The organism is Actinoplanes auranticolor, from assembly GCF_018332655.1.
GTDB lineage: Bacteria > Actinomycetota > Actinomycetes > Mycobacteriales > Micromonosporaceae > Actinoplanes > Actinoplanes auranticolor.
In genome coordinates this window covers 428,824-449,300 of sequence record NZ_BOQL01000018.1, presented here as the reverse complement: position 1 = coordinate 449,300, position 20,477 = coordinate 428,824, and the positions used below count along the sequence as shown (strand labels likewise).

General features: G+C 69.7%; 20 protein-coding genes. 3 read left to right on the top strand and 17 right to left on the bottom strand.

Features of this window, described 5'->3' with window-relative positions; genetic code table 11:
• Positions 1 to 123 (top strand): cold-shock protein (locus Aau02nite_RS11390; protein ID WP_212988337.1); only part of this gene is annotated, 123 nt, incomplete at its 5' end.
• A 186-nt stretch (positions 124 to 309) separates the two neighbouring features.
• Positions 310 to 591: a hypothetical protein gene (locus tag Aau02nite_RS11385; protein ID WP_246595055.1), complete on the top strand. Its 282-nt coding sequence runs from the start codon at positions 310 to 312 to the stop codon at positions 589 to 591.
• Positions 592 to 607: 16 nt separating this feature from the next.
• Here Aau02nite_RS11385 and Aau02nite_RS11380 read toward each other — a convergent pair whose 3' ends face one another.
• The 5 genes from Aau02nite_RS11380 to Aau02nite_RS11360 all read right to left on the bottom strand — a co-directional run bounded on the left by Aau02nite_RS11380 (position 608) and on the right by Aau02nite_RS11360 (position 5,926).
• On the bottom strand, positions 608 to 1,372 hold the full coding sequence (locus tag Aau02nite_RS11380) for a DUF3500 domain-containing protein (protein ID WP_212988335.1): 765 nt from the start codon (positions 1,370 to 1,372) through the stop codon (positions 608 to 610).
• A 24-nt stretch (positions 1,373 to 1,396) separates the two neighbouring features.
• Complete coding sequence (bla, locus tag Aau02nite_RS11375) at positions 1,397 to 2,320, bottom strand: class A beta-lactamase (protein WP_212988308.1); 924 nt, start codon at positions 2,318 to 2,320, stop codon at positions 1,397 to 1,399.
• 1 nt (position 2,321) lies between these two features.
• Positions 2,322 to 2,945: a TetR/AcrR family transcriptional regulator gene (locus tag Aau02nite_RS11370; RefSeq protein ID WP_212988307.1), complete on the bottom strand. Its 624-nt coding sequence runs from the start codon at positions 2,943 to 2,945 to the stop codon at positions 2,322 to 2,324.
• Positions 2,942 to 4,618, bottom strand: coding sequence for an ABC-F family ATP-binding cassette domain-containing protein (locus Aau02nite_RS11365; RefSeq protein WP_212988306.1), 1,677 nt, complete (start codon positions 4,616 to 4,618; stop codon positions 2,942 to 2,944). Before Aau02nite_RS11365 ends, Aau02nite_RS11370 begins: the two co-directional genes overlap by 4 nt.
• 270 nt (positions 4,619 to 4,888) lie before the next feature.
• Entirely contained in the window at positions 4,889 to 5,926 is a 1,038-nt protein-coding gene (locus tag Aau02nite_RS11360; protein WP_212988305.1) for a hypothetical protein, read from the bottom strand.
• 121 nt (positions 5,927 to 6,047) lie between these two features.
• Here Aau02nite_RS11360 and Aau02nite_RS11355 point away from each other — a divergent pair, with 121 nt between their 5' ends.
• Positions 6,048 to 7,175, top strand: coding sequence for a chymotrypsin family serine protease (locus Aau02nite_RS11355; protein WP_212988304.1), 1,128 nt, complete (start codon positions 6,048 to 6,050; stop codon positions 7,173 to 7,175).
• 262 nt (positions 7,176 to 7,437) lie between these two features.
• On the opposite strand, the gene Aau02nite_RS11350 is transcribed toward Aau02nite_RS11355, so the two are convergent.
• The 12 genes from Aau02nite_RS11350 to Aau02nite_RS11295 form a co-directional block, all read right to left on the bottom strand.
• A complete protein-coding gene (locus Aau02nite_RS11350) occupies positions 7,438 to 7,911 on the bottom strand; it encodes a hypothetical protein (RefSeq protein WP_246595054.1) in 474 nt (157 codons plus the stop codon).
• Between the two features lie 66 nt (positions 7,912 to 7,977).
• Entirely contained in the window at positions 7,978 to 8,952 is a 975-nt protein-coding gene (locus Aau02nite_RS11345; RefSeq protein WP_212988303.1) for a hypothetical protein, read from the bottom strand.
• 53 nt (positions 8,953 to 9,005) lie between these two features.
• Positions 9,006 to 9,527, bottom strand: coding sequence for a SigE family RNA polymerase sigma factor (locus Aau02nite_RS11340; RefSeq protein ID WP_212988302.1), 522 nt, complete (start codon positions 9,525 to 9,527; stop codon positions 9,006 to 9,008).
• A gap of 637 nt (positions 9,528 to 10,164) precedes the next feature.
• Positions 10,165 to 10,953 (bottom strand): ABC transporter permease, encoded by a 789-nt coding sequence (locus Aau02nite_RS11335; RefSeq protein ID WP_212988301.1) that lies wholly within the window; start codon positions 10,951 to 10,953, stop codon positions 10,165 to 10,167.
• Position 10,954: 1 nt separating this feature from the next.
• Entirely contained in the window at positions 10,955 to 11,740 is a 786-nt protein-coding gene (locus Aau02nite_RS11330; RefSeq protein WP_212988300.1) for an ABC transporter permease, read from the bottom strand.
• Positions 11,737 to 12,738, bottom strand: coding sequence for an ABC transporter ATP-binding protein (locus Aau02nite_RS11325; protein WP_212988299.1), 1,002 nt, complete (start codon positions 12,736 to 12,738; stop codon positions 11,737 to 11,739). Before Aau02nite_RS11325 ends, Aau02nite_RS11330 begins: the two co-directional genes overlap by 4 nt.
• A 102-nt stretch (positions 12,739 to 12,840) precedes the next feature.
• A complete protein-coding gene (locus Aau02nite_RS11320; RefSeq protein WP_212988298.1) occupies positions 12,841 to 13,341 on the bottom strand; it encodes a hypothetical protein in 501 nt (166 codons plus the stop codon).
• A 47-nt stretch (positions 13,342 to 13,388) separates the two neighbouring features.
• The gene (locus Aau02nite_RS11315; RefSeq protein WP_212988333.1) at positions 13,389 to 14,258 is read right to left on the bottom strand and encodes a carbohydrate ABC transporter permease; all 870 of its coding nucleotides are present in this window, start codon (positions 14,256 to 14,258) and stop codon (positions 13,389 to 13,391) included.
• A 35-nt stretch (positions 14,259 to 14,293) separates the two neighbouring features.
• Positions 14,294 to 15,352 (bottom strand): ABC transporter ATP-binding protein, encoded by a 1,059-nt coding sequence (locus Aau02nite_RS11310; protein ID WP_212988297.1) that lies wholly within the window; start codon positions 15,350 to 15,352, stop codon positions 14,294 to 14,296.
• Positions 15,349 to 16,674, bottom strand: a complete 1,326-nt coding sequence (locus Aau02nite_RS11305) for an ABC transporter substrate-binding protein (protein ID WP_212988296.1) — start codon at positions 16,672 to 16,674, stop codon at positions 15,349 to 15,351. The genes Aau02nite_RS11310 and Aau02nite_RS11305 overlap by 4 nt, the downstream gene beginning before the upstream one ends.
• Positions 16,674 to 17,528 carry a carbohydrate ABC transporter permease gene (locus Aau02nite_RS11300; protein ID WP_212988295.1) on the bottom strand — a complete coding sequence of 285 codons (855 nt, stop codon included), beginning with the start codon at positions 17,526 to 17,528 and terminating at the stop codon, positions 16,674 to 16,676. Before Aau02nite_RS11300 ends, Aau02nite_RS11305 begins: the two co-directional genes overlap by 1 nt.
• A gap of 21 nt (positions 17,529 to 17,549) precedes the next feature.
• Complete coding sequence (locus Aau02nite_RS11295) at positions 17,550 to 20,360, bottom strand: WD40/YVTN/BNR-like repeat-containing protein (protein WP_212988294.1); 2,811 nt, start codon at positions 20,358 to 20,360, stop codon at positions 17,550 to 17,552.
• Positions 20,361 to 20,477 lie beyond the last annotated feature (117 nt).

Genomic DNA, 20,477 nt, shown 5'->3' with positions numbered 1-20,477 from the left:
TTCGCCCACTTCTCCGCGATCGCGACGAGCGGCTACCGCAGCCTCGACGAGAACCAGAAGGTCGAGTTCGACATCACCCAGGGCCAGAAGGGCCCGCAGGCGGAGAACATCCGCCCGCTCTGATCCACGTACTGCGAACGGCGGCCCCACTGATTCAGCGGGCCGCCGTTCTCCGTTCCCTCCATCCCACGCACACATCGAAGCTTGTCGGCCCCCGCCGAATTTCGCATCGCCGCGACGCCTCGCTTGATCGACCGCCGGGCGGCAAGGACCGTGGATGCACGGCGTTTCCTCCTGAAGGTGATGACTATGACGACGACGTACTCCGGTCCTGCGAGGCTGATCCTGGCCGACGGCGCGTGCATTTCCGGCATGGCCTCCCTCAGCACCAACCAGCGCGGCGGAATCGACGGATGGGGCGGCACGTTCCGTCCGGACGAGATCACCACGGACCTTCGCGACGCAACCGAGGGGCTGCAGCTGGAACTGCCCTACGATCGGCTGGGGACAGTCGCGGTCACCGGCATGCGCAAGCTGCTCGCCACGCAGTTGCTGATGTCGCTGTCGGGCCGGGGACCAGCACCGTTCTGACAGCACGGCGGGCGGGTCATCCCGGCCAGGTGGCGTGCCGGGTCCCGTAGTGCAGGCGCAGGAGGTCGGCACCGAAGTCGTCGCGAAGGTGCCGCCACACCGAGTGCGCGTGGTTGCCCTCGTCCTGGGTGTTGTCGTACTCGATCAGGAAGTGCGGCGCGGAGACGCAGTAGTAGTGCCGCGCACCGCGTTCCGCGCCGCCGGCCCAGGCGAAGCTGATCCGGTCCAGCCCTGCTTCGACGGTCTCCGCCCAGCACTGATCGGCATACCCGGCCGGGGCCCGGTCCAGGTACCGGCGCACCAGGAGCCGCAGGACGCCCTGCTGAGGCTGCGTCATGTCGCCGTACCGAAGGCCCTCCGGCAGCAGGCGCGGATCAGCCACCGGATCGGCCCGGGTCAGGATGTCGTCGGGTGGGGTGGCCGAGAACACCGCGACGCGGCGCCGGCCGGGGTCCAGGCCGGCCAGGAGATCGCGCGCGATGTCCTCCTCCGGGCCGAGCAGGCGGCGGCCGGAGGGCAGCTCCGCCGGTTCGGCGCCAATGAAATGCGGGGTGACGCTCGCCCGGCCCTGGGCGACCACGACGTGCACGGCGAGATGGTGGCCGTTGACGCGCCAGCCCCACGGCTCGTCCCCGCCCGGCTCGCCGAGGACGCGGAACCAGTAGCGATCGTCGTCGACCGGCGCCCCGGTCACCAGTTCCCGTCTGACCCGCTCGACCTGCAGGACGCCGATCGCGAGTTCCGCACCGAGCGGACCGTGCGCGGAGTCGAGCAGTGCCAGAGCACATTCGGTGCCGGTCGGCGCTCACGTGAGGCTTGTCACCACATATCGGGCGGTCTCGGCCAACAGAGCCTGCTGACGTTCGGCATTCTCGGCAGCCTTGCTGGACATGATCGCGATGACGAGCGGCTCCGACCCGGGGGGCCATACGATCGCTATGTCGTTGAGCGTGCCGTAGTCACCGGTCCCCGTCTTGTCGGCCACGGTCCATCCGCGCGGTACGCCGGCGCGGATACGTTGCCCGCCGGTGGTGTTGCGTTCCAGCAGGTCGCGAAGAAAGGCGCGTTTGTCGGCCGGCAGGGCGTCGCCCAGGACGACGTGGCGGTAGTCGGTGCCGAACGCTCGGGGAGAGGTCGTATCCCGGGGGTCTCCCGGCGTGGCCTGCACGATCGCCGGCTCGGTCCGATCCATCCGGGTGACGGTGTCGCCGAGGCTCCGCAGATACGCGGTCAACTGGGCCGGCCCGCCGAGAACGCGGAGCAGGAGATTGCCGGCCGTGCCGTCGCTGTAGCGGACGGCGGCGTCACACAGCTGACGGATCGTCAGCCCGGTGGCCACATGCTCCCTCGTGATGACGGAGCTCTTCATGAGGTCTTTGCTGGTGTACGGGAGAACGGTGTTCAGGTAGGACAGCGGCTTGTGATGCAGGACAGCGGCCGCTGCCAGCCCTTTGAAGGTCGAGCAGAACGCGAATCGCTCGTCCGCCCGGTGGGTGACGGTCGTGCCGGTGCCGGTGGCCAGGGCGTACACACCGAGGCGCGCGCTGAACTCTCGCTCCAGGGCGACCAGGCGAGCGTGATGCTCCTTCGTGGCCGAAGCGGAAGGAGCGAAACTGGAAGGCAGGGGATTGGCAGGCGGCGTCGTCTCCTTCGTGCATGCGGCCATCGGCAGGAGCGCTGCCGCACCCAGCAGAGCACGGCGGGTGAGGGCTGGGTGTCGCGATGTCATGTCATCCTTCCGGTGCTTGCGCGAGGGCGGTCCAGGACCGCAGGAGCAGACTCACGGCGTCGACGATGATCTCGTCCGGTATCTCATCCGGGGTGAGCATGCGTTGCGCGAGCAGCCCGTCGCCGAGGGCGTGCACGATGAGGGCCAGCAGCGCCGGGTCGGCCGGTGGCTGGACGGCCGCCGTCCGGAACTCGTGCGTGATCCCCGCTTCGATGGCGGCGCGGGCGCGGCGTTGGTGCCGGGCCAGCCGATCGGCGACCTCGGTGTGCCGCAGAGCGTAGAGCCACAGCTCCGTGCGCAGGACGAACCACTCGTCGGCATGTCGCGCCCGTTCCCGGTGCCGTTGCCGCATCTGGTCGAGCATGCGTTCGAAGGATCCGGCATCACGGCCCATGGCGCGCAGCTCGTCGAACTCGCCCTGCGTCCGTTGCTCCAGCAGTGCCATGACGATGTCGTGCTTGTCGGCGAAGTTGCCGTAGAACGCCCCGCGGGTGAAACCGGCGCGTTCGGCTATGTGTTCCACCGACATGCCGGTGATCCCGCGCTCCGCGATGATCGCCGCCGCTGCGTCCAGCAACCGCTTCCTGGTCCGCGCCTGACTCTCGGCCCGGCTCAGCCGTGTCACATCGTCCCACTTCCAGATCCGCAGGTGTATCCAGATACAGTACTGCATACGAGTGATCTGTTTCTCTTTTCGCTCAGGTGGAGGTGGGGCCACTCGCTGACGTCACGGAGCACCTGCCGATCATGGGTCGACAGCACAACGGCCGCTTCCGTCGCCCCGAACGCATCGGTGAGTTCATCCACCAGGGCGATGGAAAGGTGGTTGGTGGGTTCATCGAGGAGGAGAACGTGTGGTCGCGTGGCGAGCACGAGCGCCAGATCGAGCCGGCGCTGTTGTCCCATCGACAGTTCCCCCACTCGCTTGCTCGTCTCCCGGGGCCGCAAGAGGCCGAGCTGAGACAGCTCGATCGCGTCCGCTGACGGATGGGCGCGTGCTGCGTAGACCTCGCTCGCCCGCTGATCCAGCGGCAGCGCTGACTCCTGGCGAAGAAATCCCAGCCGGGTGCCCTGAGGCATCCGGACCGTTCCGGTGCCGGGTGTCAGTTCGCCTCCGGCCACGCTCAGCAGTGTCGACTTGCCGGCACCGTTCGGGCCGGTCACGACGAGCCGGCCGCAGTGCGACATCACGAACGACACCGGTTGCTCCAACCGCCCGGCGACACTGACACGATCGACGCTGAGCAGCACCACGCCGGTCCGGGTGGGTAGGCCGGGGAACCGGAAAAGCTGCGGCGGTTCCGGCACGGTGACCGCGTGCGCGTCGAGTGCCTCCTGACGCCGATGGATGCTCTGCACGAGTCCACCCGCACGGGTGGCTCGCCCGTGCTTGTCGGTGCCCTTCTCCGGTCGCCATCCCGAGACGAGCCGGTTCTGCGCGGCACTCAGGCTGTCCTGCAGTCGCGCATGTTCCGCCTGCTGGCGGTCGTAGTCCTGCTCCCAGCGTTCCCGTTCGGCCGGACGTCCCTTTCGGTAGCCGGCATAGCCGCCGCCGTAGACGCGAGGGCGATCATCCGGTGTCGGGTCGAGGTCGACGACGGTCTCCGCGACGTCGGACAGCAGGGCCCGATCGTGGCTGACGACGACGACACCACCGCTGCGGGCAAGCAGCTGCACGGTCAGGAACTCGAGCCCGTTGCGGTCGAGGTGGTTGGTGGGTTCGTCGAGCAGCAGGAAATCGTCATCGGATCCCAGCAGGCATGCCAGGCGCACCCGGTACCGCTGTCCCGCCGAGAGATCAGCGAGTGGCCGCGTGGTGTCGGTCTCCGCGTCGAGCGCTTCGAGCGCCATCTGCACGCGCCGCTCGGCATGCCACGCGTCGAGCGCTTCGGCAAGCTCCAACGCGGTCGCGTACTCCTCGGCAGCGCCGGGCCTGGCTTCGGCGAGGGCGTGAGCGGCGGCGTCGAGTGCCGCCAGCGCGGCGAGCGGTTCCGCTATCGCCTCCGCGACAGCCTGCCCCACTGTCCTGCCTCCGGTGGCGGTCATCTCCTGCTCGGCGAGACCGAGGGTGCCGATGCGCTGGACCGTTCCGCTGTCCGGCAGCAGTGTGCCGGCGAGTACATGCAGCAGCGTGGTCTTGCCGCGCCCGTTCTCTCCCACGATCGCGACACGTGAGGACGGAGTGATGGCGAGATCGACGTGATGGAGAACGGATGTGGCCCCTCGTGTCAGCGAGACGTCGGAGGCGATGAGCTGCGCGCGAAGGCGCGCCGGATGGCGGTCGGCCAGGGTTGGCATTCGAATCCCTCGATACGGCGCACCACGAGCCGCAAGGCGGACGGGTACGCAGATGACGGCGACCCCGGAGGGGGTCAGAACGAGCGGAGGCCCAGGCTCGGAGTTGCTCAACGAGCGCTGTGGACCTGCTCAGCCGTCAGAGGAAGAACAAACGCATGAGGCCATTCTAAGCGAATTCGGCGTTTGCCCTGCAAGTGGTTATCGTGACGCCCGGGCGCCACCACCTGACCAACGCCGTTTCCGAGACCGCCGCGGTCCCGCAAACCATGCTCAGAGGTTGAGCATCATGCCGTTGGTGAGGGAGGTGCTCTGCAGGCCGTCGATCTTGACGGGGCTCCCGGACACGTATTCCACGTACACCCGCAGCATGAACTTGCGGCCGCAGGTCGACAGCACCGGGATGCGCGGCAGTGAGAGGTTCGCGGTGTAGTGGTGGGCGTCATCCAGGATCGTCGCCGTGGTCAGCGTGGTGGCGTTGTTCTCGCAGGTGTGTGAGCCTGCGGCGTTCATCTGCAGTGCTTCGAGCCTGAGCCGGACCACGGACTTGCTGCCCGGACCTCTCGGCAGCCGGACGGCCTCCGGCACCTGGGAGGGGGAGCAGGAAGCGGTGAGCCGGTAGCACGTCGTCAGGGTGACGTTCGCGAGCGCTTGCACCGCGGTGGTTCCGGCGCCGACGGTCCACTGGTCGTGGGGCAGGCCGGGCTCGTAGAACACGAATGCCGAGGCGGGCTGTCCCGGACCGATGTAAGAGCACGTCGACGATGTGCCGGTGCTGTTGCACACCGGGTTCTGCCACCAGTGTGCGCCGGGCTGGTCGCTGCGGCTCGCCTCCACCCACGTACTGCCGGGCACGGCGGTCAGGGTGTAGCCGGTGGTCGAGCTGCTGGCGGTCACGCCGTACAGGCCACACTGGTACGACCCGGCCGTCGGAGCGGTGAACAGCAGGTCCGCGGTGAGGGGCAGCTGGCCGTCGACGCTGTAGGACTCGGTGTCGGATCCCTCGTGATTCCGCGAGGCGCTGGAGGAGACACCTACCTGGGTGGACCCGGAGAGGCAGCGGATGGTCGCGTTCATCGCGACGATGTTCTCGGTGTCGCTCTTCGCCTGGAGCCGTCCGCGCAGGTGACGCGACTCGCCCGCCGCCAGCGTGAGCGTGGTGCCGACGATCCGGGTGAGGCCCGCGCCGGGCACGAAGCTCACTTCCTCCGCCAGCGTCACCCGGTCCACCGGTCCCTGGTCAGCGTGGGCGGCAGCACCGGAAATCAGGATCATCAATGCCGTGAACGCCGGCAGCACAAGAGTTCGCATGTATCCCCCCGCAGGACCGTTGGCCGCCCGAGTCAACCATGCCCGGTGGGAAAACCACAATGGACATCAATGTGTCGATCACTTACGCTCCGTGTCAAACCAAGCACGGGGAGGAATTTCGATGTCTCGACGTCTTGCCTTGCTACCCGCTCTGCTCCTGACGGCGGTCGCGGCCGTCGCTGCAGTTCCCGGCAGTGCCGCGGCCGCGCCGTCCGGCGCCGAACTCACCCGGGCCTCGGCTCTGGCCAACGACAGCTGGGACACGGCGAGCGCTGATCCCGACTTCGCCGGGATGTGGGTCGACGACCGCAACGTACCGCACGTGTCGTACCGTGGCAGCGCCACCGCGAAGCGCTCGATGTCCGCCGGCATCACGGTCCACAGTGGTGCGCGCTACACGTACCGGGATCTGAAAGCCAAGCGGGACGCAGTCAGCGACCAGGTCCGGTCGCTGCGGAAGGCCGGTATCCACGTCACCGAGTGGGGCCCCCACGTGGCCACCAACAAGCTCCGCCTCTCCGTGGCCGATCCGACGCCGGCCGCCGTGGAGGAGCTGCGCGCCCGCTTCGGCGCGGACGTGGAGATCGAGGCCAGCGAGATCCCCACCGACGGCGGCCTGTTCAGCCGCACCAACGACAGCGCTCCGTGGGCTTCCAGCGCCTTCCTCAACGACTGCACCTCAGGACCCCACATCAAGCGCAACGGAAGCACCTACCTCTTGACTGCGGCACATTGCGTCGACTTCCCGGGTCAGGTGTTCGCCAACGGGGGCCAGGTCGTGGGCACTGCGAACTGGGTGGATCAGGGCGACCGCACCACCGACACCGCCATCATCACCGGCCAGGGCGGGCCGTACATGTACGTCACCGACTCGGCGTACCAGGTCATGTCGACAACCCCGTGGGTCGCCGTGGAAGGATCCGGTGTCTGTTTCAACGGGGCCTACAGCGGTCAGATCTGCGCGGGCCAGAAAGTCATCAAGACGGACTACTGCACCGACATCACCGGTCGCCTGGTCTGCGGCGTGTCGACCGCAGGGGTCTGGGGCACCCAGTCCGCCGGCAACGGAGACAGTGGCGGACCCGTGCACATCAAGAGCCCGCGGTGGGCTTATGCCGGGACCATCATCGGTGCCGCCTCGGAACTGCAGACCTGCACCCGTGCTCCGGCGCCGGGCCGGTTCTGCTCGGAGATGGTGCGCTTCAACTCGATGAGGTCCATCCTGGACCGCTGGGGCGCCACGCTCTGACGCTCACGCACCACCTTGACAGGCACTGTGGCGTGGTCATCCGGACCGCGCCACATCCTGTGCCCGGCAGCTATCCAAGCAGCAGCCACCACAACGGCATCGGCCAGATCCGACGTGCTGAACAGATTCAGTTCCTCGGCGCCGTACAGGATCGGCGGAAGGACGACGATGCCGGACGGAAGGTCAGCACCGCAGCGATTCCCACCAGCCACCTCCCGGCGCCCCACCAGACGTCTTCCACGTAGGGGCCGCAGGCGGCGTCCTAGGTTGTCCGGGGGCCGTCCTCGACGCCGTAGAACCAGTGGCGGCCGGCATCCGGCACCGGCGGCAGGTCGTCGTGGATCAGGTGGTTCATCGCTTCGGCCAGCTCGGCCACCACTGCGCCGTCGACGTACTCTTCGAAGCGCAGAGCGAACGGCTCGTTACCGGTCACATACCTGGCCTCGGCCTCGAGGCGGGTCATGATGCCGCGTTCGCGCATACGGCGGCCCGCCTCGGCGATGATCCGATGAACGAAGGTCCGCTGCGACGGCGACCACCGCTGGTCATCGAGGGCGAAGGCCGCCGATGCACCGACCTGGGCGTGGGCGCGCAAACCCTCGAGCACGTCGCCGGCCCCCTCGGGCTGCGACATCCCGGCGGCCCCGTCGATCGCTTCCAGGAGCAGGATGCCGAAGCTGACGTCATAGGCCCAGAGGAACTGGTCCCCGAAACTGACCGGCACAGTCTTGCTCATGCGTCGAATCATGCCCCTCGGCGCAACGTCGGGTGACACCAGGCTCGTCTCCGGCCCCTGGAGCGATCAGTTCCTGGCGCGCTCGGTTGCGGCCTTGTCGCTGGCCACGATGAGGGCGAGCAGTTGCTTGCCCAGCTCGGGCGGGACCCGGACCTGACCGCCGCCGGTCGAGACCGCCACCGGGCAGGTCTCGTCGCCGATCACCACGTGGGCGGAGTCGTTCTCGCCGTCGCTCAGAATGATGCCGATCGCACCGGGTTTCTTCAGATCGCACGCCTCGTCGGTGGGCACGGGTTCCCGTAGCGCGGCCAGAGCGCTGCGGATCTGGTTCAGAGTCTTGGCATCCGACGCGGCGACCATGCGGTGGTAGGGCGGTCCGTCGGTGACCTCCTCGGCGGTGCCGCTGGTGACCCGGCTGGGCAGCGCCAGACCGCCGCCGGGTGGCGCGGACGGGCCGGCGGGCCAGGTGATGTTCTTGATCAGCCGGTCACGGGCTTCATCGGGCCCGGAGATGAATACCGTCGGGGTGACGAAGGGTTTGCTGAACGAGCCGTAGAGCCGTACGTCGGGTTCGGAGGGGCGGTACTCGTCAAGCTTCTGGACCTCGAGCAACTGCCCGTCCTTGGCCATGAGCTGCTGCGGGTTGACGCTCACGCCGCTGAAGCCCGACTGCACGGCGGCGATCCACTCCTTGCCCTTCCCGGGGCACTCGACGGGCTTGTTGTCGCCCGGCGGGCCTTCGCTCGGCTGCCCGTACGAGAAGTCGAACTTCGGAGCGAGATAGACGGTTCGCGGCTGGGCGGTGCAGGTGCTGAAGATCGGGACCTCGATCGCCTTCCACCCCTTCGGGACGCTGATCGCCAGACCGCCGAAGTTCACGGTGGTGGCCGGGGGGAGCGTGGCCTTCTCCCGTGGCAGCAGCACGAAGGGCAGGGCGACGGTGGCCACGAGAGCGACGCCGGCGGCGAACGCCCAGGAACGGCGGCGACGCACGCTGCGCCGACCGAGGCTGACCAGCTTGGCGGCGGGAGCGGTCTCCATCGGCGTCACGGAGGCGGCTACGCGGTCAAGGAGTTCACTGACATGGTGGGGTTTCACGACGTCTCCCGGGAAGATTCGGTCACGAGGCCGGCGGCGCGTAACGCGGCCAGGGCGCGGGACGTGCGGCTCTTGACCGTCCCTACCGCGATGCCGAGGGTCTGGGCCACCTCGATCTCGGATGTGTCGGCCCAGAACCGCAACACGAGCACCACCCGCTGGTCCGGCGGCAGCCGGCGAAGAGCGGCGAGTACCTGAACGGTGAGATCCGACTGATCCGCGAAGTCACGGCCGGACCCGTCCGGCAGCACCTCGGTCGGCACCTCGCCGTGCCACCGTCTTCGCTTGGCCCGCATCGCGGTGCGGATCATGACCTGCCGCACGTACGCTTCCGGCCGCCCGTCCCGCACGCCGAGCCGGTTCCAGGACCGGTAGGCCGCGATCAGGCCCTCCTGGGCGAGATCCTCGCCGAGCCGCGCGTCACCGGCCAGCAGTGCGCCGAAGCGGACGATTTCGCCGTACCGGCCGGCGACGAAGTCCTCGTAGCTGCCGAGTTCCGCCTTGCGTTTCGTGCCCATACCCTATTAATGGCCCTGGACCCGCCGGATGGTTCCGTTCGGCGTGGGCGGGCTTTCGCGGCCGGCCGGGATGGCGGCCTATCGGTATACCTTCGCAGCCGATATTTCCGGGTGTGGAGACTCCGCTGCGCGAACCCACGTTCCTGATGCTCACCGCCCTGGCCGGTGAGCCGATGCACGGGTCGCCGCCGATACCGCGCCCAGCTTGGATTTCCTGACCGGATACTTCGATCTCACCCGGACGGCCCTGCCTGTCGCCGCGGTCGCGCTCCTGATCGGCACGCTGCTGATCGCCCTCGGCCTGGCCGCCCGGCGCGACTCTCGGGGTGCCTGGGCGTTGCTCATACTGCTCACGCCGATCGGGATGCTGGCGGCGAACCCCCTCGGCGCGATGTTCGACCCGGGCCGGGCTCGGCAGCCTGCCCGAGATTCAGCAGGCCGTCGCGAAACTGCTGAAACCGGACGGGCAACGTCTGCGCCTGCCCGCCGAAGCCCTCGCGGAGATCTTCCTCAGCATGTCGCGATTCTGCACCCGGGCCCCGAACGAAGTTCAGCCACTTCCGGCCGACCAGATCGTCAACCTTTTCCTGTACGGCGCCCTGATCACCGACTGACGGCGGCGGCTGGGTCAAGCCCGCTAGTTGCCTGCGCTCTCGTAACGGCGCAGCCCGCGTTTGAAGATGAGGATCGCCGCGCCGGCGCAGTACGCCGCCACCAGGGGCGTCAGCAGCCCGATCCACCGCGACTGCCCGGTGTCCAACAGGAATGCGATGGGGAAGAAGCCGATGAACGCGAACGGCAGCACCACCCCGAGCGCGGCCTTGAGCGCCAGCGGGTAGATCGTCAGCGGGAAGCGGGCCAGGTCGCCCACCTGGTGCATCGCGAAGGCGAACATGGGGGTGGGGCTGGCCAGCCAGAACGACACGGCATTGGTGGCCAGGTTGATCGACACCTTGATGACCACCGAGCTGATCAGCAGGACGACGCCGAGCAGCGCCAGCCACGGCGTCCAGGCGACGTCCACGTGGGCCAGGGCCGTCCCGATCATGATCGCGCCCATGATGATGTTGCTGAGCCCGTTGATGCCGATCGCCGCGCTGCTCGACTGCAGCGCGACCGGGTACGGCCGGACCAGGAAGTAGTCCAGCTGTCCACGGTTGATCTGCCAGGCCAGGCTCCACATGCCGTCGAAGAACAGTGAGCCGACGCCCTCGGCCAGGGCCACCGCGCCGAACATCATGAGCACCGACCAGAACGTCCAGCCGTTCAGCGCCGGCACCTTCGCGAACAGTGCGGCCAGGAAGACGATGTTGACGACCTGCATCAGCACGGTGGCCGCGGCCAGGATCAGGAAGTCGGCCTCGTACTCCAGCAGGGACCGGAAGTGGGCGCCGAGCAGCCGGAAATAGAGCCGTACGGTACGCATCTCAGCCTCCGTTCACGGTGAGCCGGCGCAGCGCCGCCTGCCACACCAGGCGCGCGCCGAACCACAGCGCCAGGACCCAGGCGAGCTGCACCCCGACCAGGACCAGCCCGTGCCCCGGGTCGACCCGGCCCAGGAAGATCAGCGCGGGGGTGGAGGTCAGCCCGGCGAACGGCGACCACTGCGCGGTCGTGGCCAGCCAGCCCGGCAGGAATGCCAGCGGGATGAGCGCCCCGGAGAACAGGTTGACCACAGCCAGGCGCGCCCATTGCACACCCATGAAGTTCTGCGTCCAGAAACAGGCCAGGGTGCTCACGTAGACGATCAGGAACTTCAGGGGTACGAGCAGTAGCATGCTCGCGATGAACAGGGCCAGCCCCGGCCCGGCCGGCACGTCCACACCGCCGGTCAGGGCGAGCGTGACCCCGACGACCACGGCGATCAGGACCACCTCGATCCACAGCCCGCCGATCGCCTCGGCGAACCGGGCCCGCTGGTAGTCGATCGGCTTGACCAGGTCCAGCGCGACGTCGCCGTCCAGGATCCGGAAGGCCATCCGGAAGTCGCCCATCAGCGACACCACGGTGCCGGCGGCGAACGCCACCAACAGGTACGCCCGCATCTGCGGCCAGGTGAAGCCGTTCACCGGCGACTGCGCGAGGATCACCTGCCACACCGCCAGCAGCGCGATGAGCTGGACGAGAACGGCGCCGAGCCCGAGCAGCAGGTTGAGCCGGTAGGCCAGCGCGGCCCGCGCGGTCGCCCGGATGAGTGCGCGGTAGCTCCTCATCCGAGCACCAGTTCACCGGAGTAGACGCGGCGGATCACGTCTTCGATGCTCGGCTCGTCCACCCGGAAGTCCACCAGGTCGGTCAGCCCGGCGAGGGCGGTCACGGCGTGCCCGGCCGTCATGGTGAACCGGTCGAAGCGCACCGCGTACCGCAGAGGGCTGTCCTCGACCGTGACCTGTGCGCCGGGCAGCGACGCCCGCAGGGTCTCCAGCGGCACCGGCCGGGCGGTCTCGATGTGCAGGATCCGCTCGCGGGCGTAGCGGTCCTTGACCGCTTCCAGGTCGCCGTCGAAGATGATCCGGCCCTCGTCGATGATGACGAGCCGGCGGCAGAAACCCTCGATGTCGGCCAGGTCGTGGCTGGTCAGCATGACGGTCGTGCCCTCGTCGCGGATGCTCCGGAAGAACTCGCGCACCCGCTCCTTGACCGCCAGGTCGAGCCCGATGGTCGGCTCGTCCAGGTAGACCACCTGCGGACCGTGGATCAACGCCGCCGCCAGATCCGCGCGCATCCGCTGGCCCAGCGACAGCTTGCGGCCCACGACGGTGAGGATCTCGCCGAGCTCCAGCACCTCGTCGAAGCGGGCCAGTCGTTTGCGGTAGGTGGCCGGGTCGACGCCGTAGATGTCGCGCAGCACGGCGAGCGACTCGGCGACCGGCAGGTCCCACCAGAGCTGCGTGCGCTGACCGAACAGCACGCCGATACGGTGGGCCACCGTCATCCGGTCGCGTTGCGGGTGCAGCCCGTCGATGCGCACCTCGCCCTGCGTCGGCACCAGGATGCCGCTGAGCAGCTTGACGGTCGTCGACTTGCCGGCGCCGTTCGGCCCGACGTACGCCACCGCCTCACCGGCCTCGATGGACAGGTCGATGTGGTCGACCGCCACCTTGTCCTGGAAGCGGCGGGCGAACAGGTGCTTGACCGAGCCGGCCAGGCCGGGCCCCTTGTCCGGGCGGCGGAACACTTTGGTCAGGGCTCGCGCCTCGACGATCGGCATGCGGATGCAACCCCCGGCTCAGTGCTGGCATGGACCGCCCTCACCGTACGGAACCGGTTCCGGAGTGCAATCCAATTTCCACAGTCGCGGGGGCGAACGGGCTCAGGCCGGCGTGACGCGAGCCACCGCGACGGTCTGGGCGAGGTCTCGATCGCCGCAGCCGGCGGGCCGGGTGGCCAGGCTGCCCCGCACGGTTACCTTCTCGCCCGGGCTCAGTGCCGCAGCCTTCGCCCCGGTCAGTGCCCACCGTCGCCGGCCGACCACCAGCATGGTGCAGTCACCCGAGCGCTCGACCACGCCGGTGAGCGTTCGGGTGCCCCAGGGCAGCGGGCCGGGCACCTCACCGGTGGGGGCCGGGGGAGCGGCCGGTGTCGCGGGTCGCGACCGTGGCGGTGTGGTCCGGGGTGCGGGGGTGGTGGTGGACTCCGGCTCCGGTAAAGCCTGCTCGGAGGACGGAGCCACGCTGGGAGCGGGTGGCGCGGACGAGGACCCGACACCCGGCTGCGCGCTCGGCGGGTCGTCCGAGGGCCCGGCCGAACTGCACGCTGCGGTCTGCCACAGCAGACCGATCACGCTCACGACAACTGTTGTTCTGCGGATCATGGGAGGCACCTCCAGTGCTGGGACGCGACCCGCCCGCGGCCGGTTCCTCACAAGCGGTAGAAGGCACGGTAACGCCGGATCAGCCGCCATTGGACCACCACCGCCGCCACCGTCAGCAGAATCATGACCAGGGTCGCGGCAGCCGCGTAGCCATAGCGCAGGTACTCGAAGCCGTTGCGGTAGACGAACAGTGACAGGTACGTGGTGGCGTACGGCGGTGGCCCGCCGTCGGTGACCACGAGCGCCGGCACGAAGGTGAAGTGCAGACTCTGCACGGCGTCGCGTACCAGCAGCAGCCCCAGCACCGGTGCCATCAACGGCAGGGTGACCCGGCGGAACACGTCCCAGCCGGTGGCGTCCTCCAGGGCCGCCATCTCGTAGACGTCGCGGGGCAGCGCCCGGCGCGCGGCCAGCAGCACCACGAACGTCTCGCCCATCGTGAACAGGCTCATCGCGATGATCGCGGCCCGGGCGTCGGTCGGGTCGGTCAGCCACTGCGGCGGGGTGCGCCCCAGCATGGTCAGGCCGTTCTCACCACCGGTGCGCAGCACCTGGTTGATCGGGCCGTAGAGCGGGTTGAGCAGCCACAGCCACAGCAGTCCGTAGGCGATCTCCGGCACGGCGGTCGGCAGCATCGCCGCGCTGCGGGCGCTGCCGACCCCGAGCGCCCGGCGGTGCAGCAACAGCGCCAGGCCGAGCGCGAACAGCACCCGCAACGGTACGGCGACCAGCGCGAACACCAGCGAGTTGGTCAGTGCCACCCGGAAGATCGGGTCGTCGATCAGCTCGCTGAAGTTGGCGAGCCCGGCCCACCGCGGCGGGCGCAGCAGGTCGTATTCGGTGAACGCCAGCGCCAGCGTGATAACGGCGGGCAGCAGCACCAGAACCAGCAGCCCGATCAGGTACGGCATCAGCATCATCACCAGCTGACGGCGTGAACGCGAGTCCGGTCTCATGACGGGCTGTACCGCAGTCCACTGCCGGCGTGGAAGACGTGCACGTCCGCCCAGCGCACCTCCGCCCGTACCGCCGCGCCCCGGACCGGCCGGCGATCAGCCGGCACCCTCGCCACGACCGGCGGGCCACCGGCCAGAGTCAGGTACGCGTACGCGTCCTCACCGACCACCTCGACCCGGTCCACGACGGCGGCGCTCCCGCCGGCCTCGTCGTCGGCGGCACGCAGCGTGACGGCCCCCGGCCGGAACCCGATCTGCAGCTCTTCCGCCGCGGCCAGCCCGGGTGGGGCGCTGCCGGAGGGGGTGAACGGGCCCGAGGCGGGGAGCAGGTTCATCGCCGGAGAGCCGACGAAGCGGGCGACGAACGCGCTGGCCGGACGGTGCCAGATCGCGTCGGGGGTGTCGACCTGCTCGATCCGGCCGTCGCGCAGCACGGCGATCCGGTCGGCGAGCACCAGCGCCTCGGTTTGGTCGTGGGTGACGTGGACCATGGTCGCGCCCAGCCGGTCGTGCAGGGCCCGCAGCTCGGTGCGCATCTCGGTGCGCAGCGCGAGGTCGAGGTTGGACAGCGGCTCGTCGAGCAGGAACACGTCCGGTTCGCGGACCAGCGCCCGGGCCAGGGCGACGCGTTGCCGCTCACCGCCGGAGAGCTGGCCGGGCCGCCGGTCCAGCAGGGCCGCGCAGCCGACCGACTCGGCCGCCGCCCGGGCCCGTTGCCGGGCGACCGCGCGGGGGGTGTCGCGGACCTCCAGGCCGAAGGCGATGTTGTCGGCCACGCTCAGGTGCGGGAACAGCGCGTAGGACTGGAAGACCATCGACACGTTGCGCCGGCCGGGGCGGTCGGTGGTGACGTCGCGCCCGGCGATGTGCACGCGCCCGGCGGTGACCGGCTCCAGACCGGCCACCACCCGCAGCACCGTCGACTTGCCGGCTCCCGACGGGCCGAGCACCACCAGCAGTTCGCCGGGGGCCACGGTCAGGTCGATGCCGCGCAGCACCGGGGTGCGCCCGTACGCGGCCGAGACGCCCTCCAGCAGGAGCCCGGGATCGCTCACCCGTGCTCGCCGCGGGCGAACAACGGCCGGGTCTGCTCGTCGAGATCACGGATCACGTCGTCGAGTTTGTCACCCCGGTACAGGGCGTTCTCCAGGATGCCCCCGGTGGCGTCCTCGATCTCCGGCCAGGTCGAGACGGTGGGCAGTGCCCGTACGGCCGGGATGGCGTCGAGGAAGACCTTGGCGGTGCGCGGGGGCTGGGCCGGGCCGAGGAACGCCGCCGAGGTCGACACCGCGATGTGCGAGGGCACGGTACGCCCGGTGGCCGCGATGATCTTCTGTCCCTCCTCGGCGATGGCGAACTCGAGGAACTTCCAGGCGGCGTCCTTGTTCTTCGATCCCCTGGTCATGCAGTACGCGTCGGAGTGCAGCACGCCGACCTGCCCGCGGTACACCGGCAGCGGGGCGACGTCCCACTCGAAGCCGGTGATCGTGCGGAACGTGGTGGTGGCCCGGCGCGAGCTCAGCACCATGGCGAGACGGCCGTTGGCGAACCGCGACTCGTCGTCCTCGGCCTCCACGTCCTCGTCGGTGGGCACCACGCCGTACGCCAGCCGCAGGTCGACGAGATTCTTCAGGGCCTCGCGGGCGGCCGGGGTGTCCAGGGTGAGCCGGGTCGGCCGCGCCGGGTCGTCGACGATCTCCCCGCCGTTGGACCAGACGAACGGGGCGAGCCGGATGATCGACGGCTCGACGCCGAGGCCGTACAGGGCGGGCCGCAGGGCGGCACCCTCGCTCTCCGTTCCCTTGATCACCCGGCCGGCGGGGTCCCGGGTCATCGCGGTCGCCGTGGTGATCATGTCGTTCCACGTCCAGCCGGCTTTCGGCTCGGCCACGCCGTACTTCTGGAACAGGGTGCGGTTGTAGTACACCGCGAGGCTGGAAACGTTCTGGGGCAGGCACAACTGCTTGCCGCCCCACTTGAAGGCGTCCATCGCCACCGGGTAGTAGTCGCCCGGGTCGATGGCCGACGAGCCGGCGATCCGGTCGTCGAGCGGCTCGACGACGTCCTTGGCGGCGAACTGGCCGTAGAAGCGGTAGTTCATCAGGAACAGGTCCGGCGGGGCACCGCCGGCCACCGAGGTGGCCAGCCGGGCCAGCAGGTCCTTGCGGTCGCTGGCCTCCACCAGCTGCACGTCGGTGCCGGGCCGGGCCTTGGAGTACGCATCGACGAGCGTCCGGTACGCGGCCAGCTCCTCGGGGGCGCCGAAGACCAGCAACCGCACCGGCGCGCCGCCCGGCGACGTGGAGCCGGAGCCACAGCCCGTAGCGGCCAGCATGGTGCACAGCAGCAGCGCCAGCAGGGCCTTGAGTCTCATCATCAGGTCCGTTCGGTCGGATCGTCATGACGCAGGAAGCGCCGCTGAGCCAGTACGAAGACGACCAGCGCCGGTGCCGTGGCCAGCACCGCCCCGGCCAGGAAGACCGGGAAGTTGGTCGGGTCCAGCACCGACAGCGAGCGCAGCGCCAGCGGCAGGGTGAACAGGTCGCGGTCGTAGACGTAGACCAGGGGATCGAGGAAGTTCGACCAGGTCAGCACGAACGTCAGCGCGGTGAGCCCGGCGGTCACCGGGCGGACCAGCGGCAGCGCGACCCGCCACCAGATCCGCACCGGCGAGAGGTCCTCGATCAGGCAGGCGTCGTAGAGCTCGCCCGGCAGCGCCCGGAAGGCCAGGTAGTACACCAGCACGTAGAGCGGCGAGGTGCCGAGCAGAGCCGGGGCGATCAGCGGCACCAGGGTGTCCGTGAGCCCGAGCAGCCGGAAGATCGCGAAGCGGGGCACGAGCAGGGCGGTGGCCGGCACCATCAGCGCGACCAGCGAGGCGGCCACGACGGTGGCGGTGACGCGGGGAGCCAGCCGGGCCAGGGCGAAGCCCGCCAGGGCCGCGACCAGCACGCTCAGCGGCACCGCGACGGCCGCCACCAGGATCGAGTTGAGCGAGGCGCGCCGCAGGCCGCCGAGCGCGAGGGCCTGCTGGTAACCGGCGGTGGACACCGGATCGGGCACCAGCTGCGGTGTCGGTGACGGCGGCAGCCCGGGCTGGGTGAACGATCCGGAGACCAGCAGCAGCAGCGGCGGGACGAAGACCAGGACGACGAAGACCGCGCCCAGGGTGCGCCAGGCCCGGCCGGCTGCCCCGGGCAGCGGTGAGGGGCCGCGCTTGCGGCCCCTCACCAGGTTGTCTGCGATGGCCGGCTACCGGAGCGGCAGCTGCCAGGCGCCGAGGCCGTGCGAGGCCGCGTACAGCACCCGCTCACCCGGTACCACGGTCAGTCCGGCGACCTCGACGTTCGGCATGCCGGTGGCCGCCTTGGCCCAGGTCGTACCGTTCCTGGCCAGCCGCAGGACGCCGAAGTCGGTGGAGGCGTACAGGTCGCCGGTGTTGTCGTCGCGGACCAGGTCCGTGATCGGCTGGTCACCGAAGTTGTACGACCGGTCGGTCCAGGTCGCGGCACCGGTGGCCGGCACCCGCACCTCGAACGCGTGCCCGGGCGTGGCCGGGGTGTTCGAGGAGAACCCGCTGTAGGAGATCCAGGCCCGGGCCGGGTCGGCCGGGTCGATGTGGATGCTGGTGACGAACCGGTTCGGGGTGGTGGCGGTGTCGATCCGGGTCCAGGTGACCGCCGAGGCCGGCTCGGCGTCGACGTTGCGGCTCACGAACACCCGGCCGGTGCTGGTCGCGGCGTACGCGGTCGAGGAGTCCGAAGCCACCCGCTGGACCACCGAGACGGCGCCACCGGCCCGGTCGCCGAGGGTCGCGGCGGTCAGCTGGGTGGTGCCCAGCGGCTCCCAGTCGCCGCACACCTCGTCGAAGGTGCCGGTCCAGCTGTTACAGATCTCGTTGGCCTCGGCGATGCTCCGGTCACCGAGACCGAAGGTCTTGGTGCGGTACACGGTGCGCGCGGTACCGGCGAACATCGTGCCGCTGACCTTGGGGTCGTTGATGACGGGGGCGTAGAACAGCGTGCCGGGCTGACCGAAGATCGGGTCGGAGATGGTGATCCAGCTGCCGATGTCGCCGTTGTTGAAGTTCACCTCGGGTGAGGCGTCGAAGAAGGTGTGGAACCGGAACTCGGGCCGGCCCACGTCGAAGCCGGACGCACCGCCGTCACCGATCATCGTGTTGACCCAGCGCTTGCGCTGGCCCTTGTTCTCCCACGTGCCGTTGTCCTGGGTGCCGCCCTGCAGCAGCTTGGGGTCGTGCGGGCTGGTCGACAGGCTGATGAACTGCAGCGTGGTCATGCCCTTGTTGATGCCGGTCAGCTTGGCCGGGATCCTCGACAGCATCTGCCGGCAGCGGTCCAGCTCGGCGGCGGTGGCCAGCTCCCGGTCGGGGTTGTCGCACCAGCTCGACCGGTTGACGAAGGTGCCGCTGGAGCGCATCACGCCGCCGTCGTTGGCCTCGAAGAACTGGTACGGGTTACGCGGGTGGGTGACCAGTGCGTGCTGGTCGGGGTGCAGGCCGTTGGGGTGCAGCTCGTCGGTGCCGTCGAAGGTCATGTCGGTGCCGCTGACGCCGGCGTCGGTGGACAGCACGACCGCCCGCTTGTGGGCGATGGTCTCGCCGTAGACGTAGGAGCCGCCGGTGTAGACGATGTCCGGGTGCCCGGCCGGGGTGTGCACGAACAGGTCGTACCAGCACTGCCCGGTGCACTGGTTGTAGGTGGCGTAACCCGGGTCGGCCGGGTTCGAGCTGGTCAGGTCGGCGAAGGCCGGGGTGCCGGTGGCCACGTCGTCGCTGCGGAACAGCCGCGAGTACGGGGTGCCGGTGTTGCCCTCGTGCACGTACATCCGGGTCTTGCCGCCGGGCAGCGCGGCCACGTCGATCGCCGCGCGGGTCTGGATCACGGCCGCGTTCAGCGAGGGCTTGATCTGGGTCCAGGTCGCGCCGGCGTCGGGGGAGCGCCAGACGCCGCGGGCGTAGGAGGAGGCGTAGACGACGTCGGGATTGCGCGGGTCCAGCTTGACGTAGCGCACACCGCGCGGCGAGCAGGTCTCGGTGTTGGCGAACTCCGCGGCGCTGCCCGTGCACTGGGCCGGGGAGGTCGAGCCGTTGTGGATGAACTTCCAGCTCGTCCCGCCGTCGGTGGACTTGTAGAGGCCCCACTTGGCGGCGTCCGGCACCGGCCGGGTCACGCCGGTGCAGCAGGAGCTCGACATGCCGCGCAGGGCGGTGGTGGTGGCCACGTACAGCGTCTTGGGATCGCCCGGCTTGATGGTGATCTCGCCGATGCCCTTGCCGTCCAGGGCGTCCTTGCCCAGCGGGCCCTTCCAGGTCACGCCGCCGTTGGTGGACTTGTACAGGCCGACGCCGGCGACGCAGCCGGAGGCGCAGATGTTCGCCTCGCCGGTGCCGGCGTAGACGGTCAGCCCGGTGCGGTCGTTGCGGTCGATGCGGACCGAGCCGGCGGCGTTGATCCCCAGCGGCCCGCCCAGGTAGAACCACTTCGGCTCGGCGGCCAGCACGTTCAGGGTGGCCCAGACGCCGCCACCGGCGGGGGTGACATAGGCCCGGCAGAGCAGGTTGTTGCAGTCCGGGGCGATGTCGATGGAGGTGACCCGGCCGCCGGCCACGTACTCGTTCGGCACGTAGTTGAACGAGTTGCGGAACTCGGTGAACGGGTACAGCGCCTCGCTCGGGCCGACGTTGGTCCACTTCCGGGCGGCGGCGCCGCGCAGGCTGCTGACCGCGCGCTTCTCGGCGGCCGCGTACGCCGCCTTCGACCTGTCCATCTGCTCGACGGAGATGGTGGCGGCCGGGTAGGCCCGCTCCAGGAACTCCTGCTGCCCGGCGACGCCGGGACCGTCCGGCGCCATGCCGTCGTTGCCCGGCACGGACTGCAGCAGCTTCTGGTTGTGGGCGCCGAGCGCGCCGGGCATCTCGCCGCCGGCGGCCACGGGAACCGGTACCTCGGCACCGGCGAAGTGGATTCCGGCGGCACCGGTGGTCGCCAGCAGGGCAAGAACGGCCAGGCCTATGGAGAGTTGACGAGGTCGGCGTTTCACGGGGTCCTCCGCACAAGATGGCAGCACCGCAGCACGGAGTCCTGATTGACTACCGTCGCTGGCAGCGGTCCAGATTGGAATATCGCAGAGGGCCCACCTGTGGACAATGCCCGGCGG

Coding starts and splice junctions, on each gene's coding strand:
- Aau02nite_RS11335 (WP_212988301.1), bottom strand. CDS start 10,953: ATGCGTACCGTACGGCTCTATTTCCGGCTGCTCGGCGCCCACTTCCGG.
- Aau02nite_RS11315 (WP_212988333.1), bottom strand. CDS start 14,258: ATGCTGATGCCGTACCTGATCGGGCTGCTGGTTCTGGTGCTGCTGCCC.
- Aau02nite_RS11345 (WP_212988303.1), bottom strand. CDS start 8,952: ATGGAGACCGCTCCCGCCGCCAAGCTGGTCAGCCTCGGTCGGCGCAGC.
- bla (WP_212988308.1), bottom strand. CDS start 2,320: ATGACATCGCGACACCCAGCCCTCACCCGCCGTGCTCTGCTGGGTGCG.
- Aau02nite_RS11340 (WP_212988302.1), bottom strand. CDS start 9,527: ATGGGCACGAAACGCAAGGCGGAACTCGGCAGCTACGAGGACTTCGTC.
- Aau02nite_RS11330 (WP_212988300.1), bottom strand. CDS start 11,740: ATGAGGAGCTACCGCGCACTCATCCGGGCGACCGCGCGGGCCGCGCTG.
- Aau02nite_RS11350 (WP_246595054.1), bottom strand. CDS start 7,911: ATGAGCAAGACTGTGCCGGTCAGTTTCGGGGACCAGTTCCTCTGGGCC.
- Aau02nite_RS11305 (WP_212988296.1), bottom strand. CDS start 16,674: ATGATGAGACTCAAGGCCCTGCTGGCGCTGCTGCTGTGCACCATGCTG.
- Aau02nite_RS11365 (WP_212988306.1), bottom strand. CDS start 4,618: ATGCCAACCCTGGCCGACCGCCATCCGGCGCGCCTTCGCGCGCAGCTC.
- Aau02nite_RS11325 (WP_212988299.1), bottom strand. CDS start 12,738: ATGCCGATCGTCGAGGCGCGAGCCCTGACCAAAGTGTTCCGCCGCCCG.
- Aau02nite_RS11360 (WP_212988305.1), bottom strand. CDS start 5,926: ATGCGAACTCTTGTGCTGCCGGCGTTCACGGCATTGATGATCCTGATT.
- Aau02nite_RS11385 (WP_246595055.1), top strand. CDS start 310: ATGACGACGACGTACTCCGGTCCTGCGAGGCTGATCCTGGCCGACGGC.
- Aau02nite_RS11355 (WP_212988304.1), top strand. CDS start 6,048: ATGTCTCGACGTCTTGCCTTGCTACCCGCTCTGCTCCTGACGGCGGTC.
- Aau02nite_RS11320 (WP_212988298.1), bottom strand. CDS start 13,341: ATGATCCGCAGAACAACAGTTGTCGTGAGCGTGATCGGTCTGCTGTGG.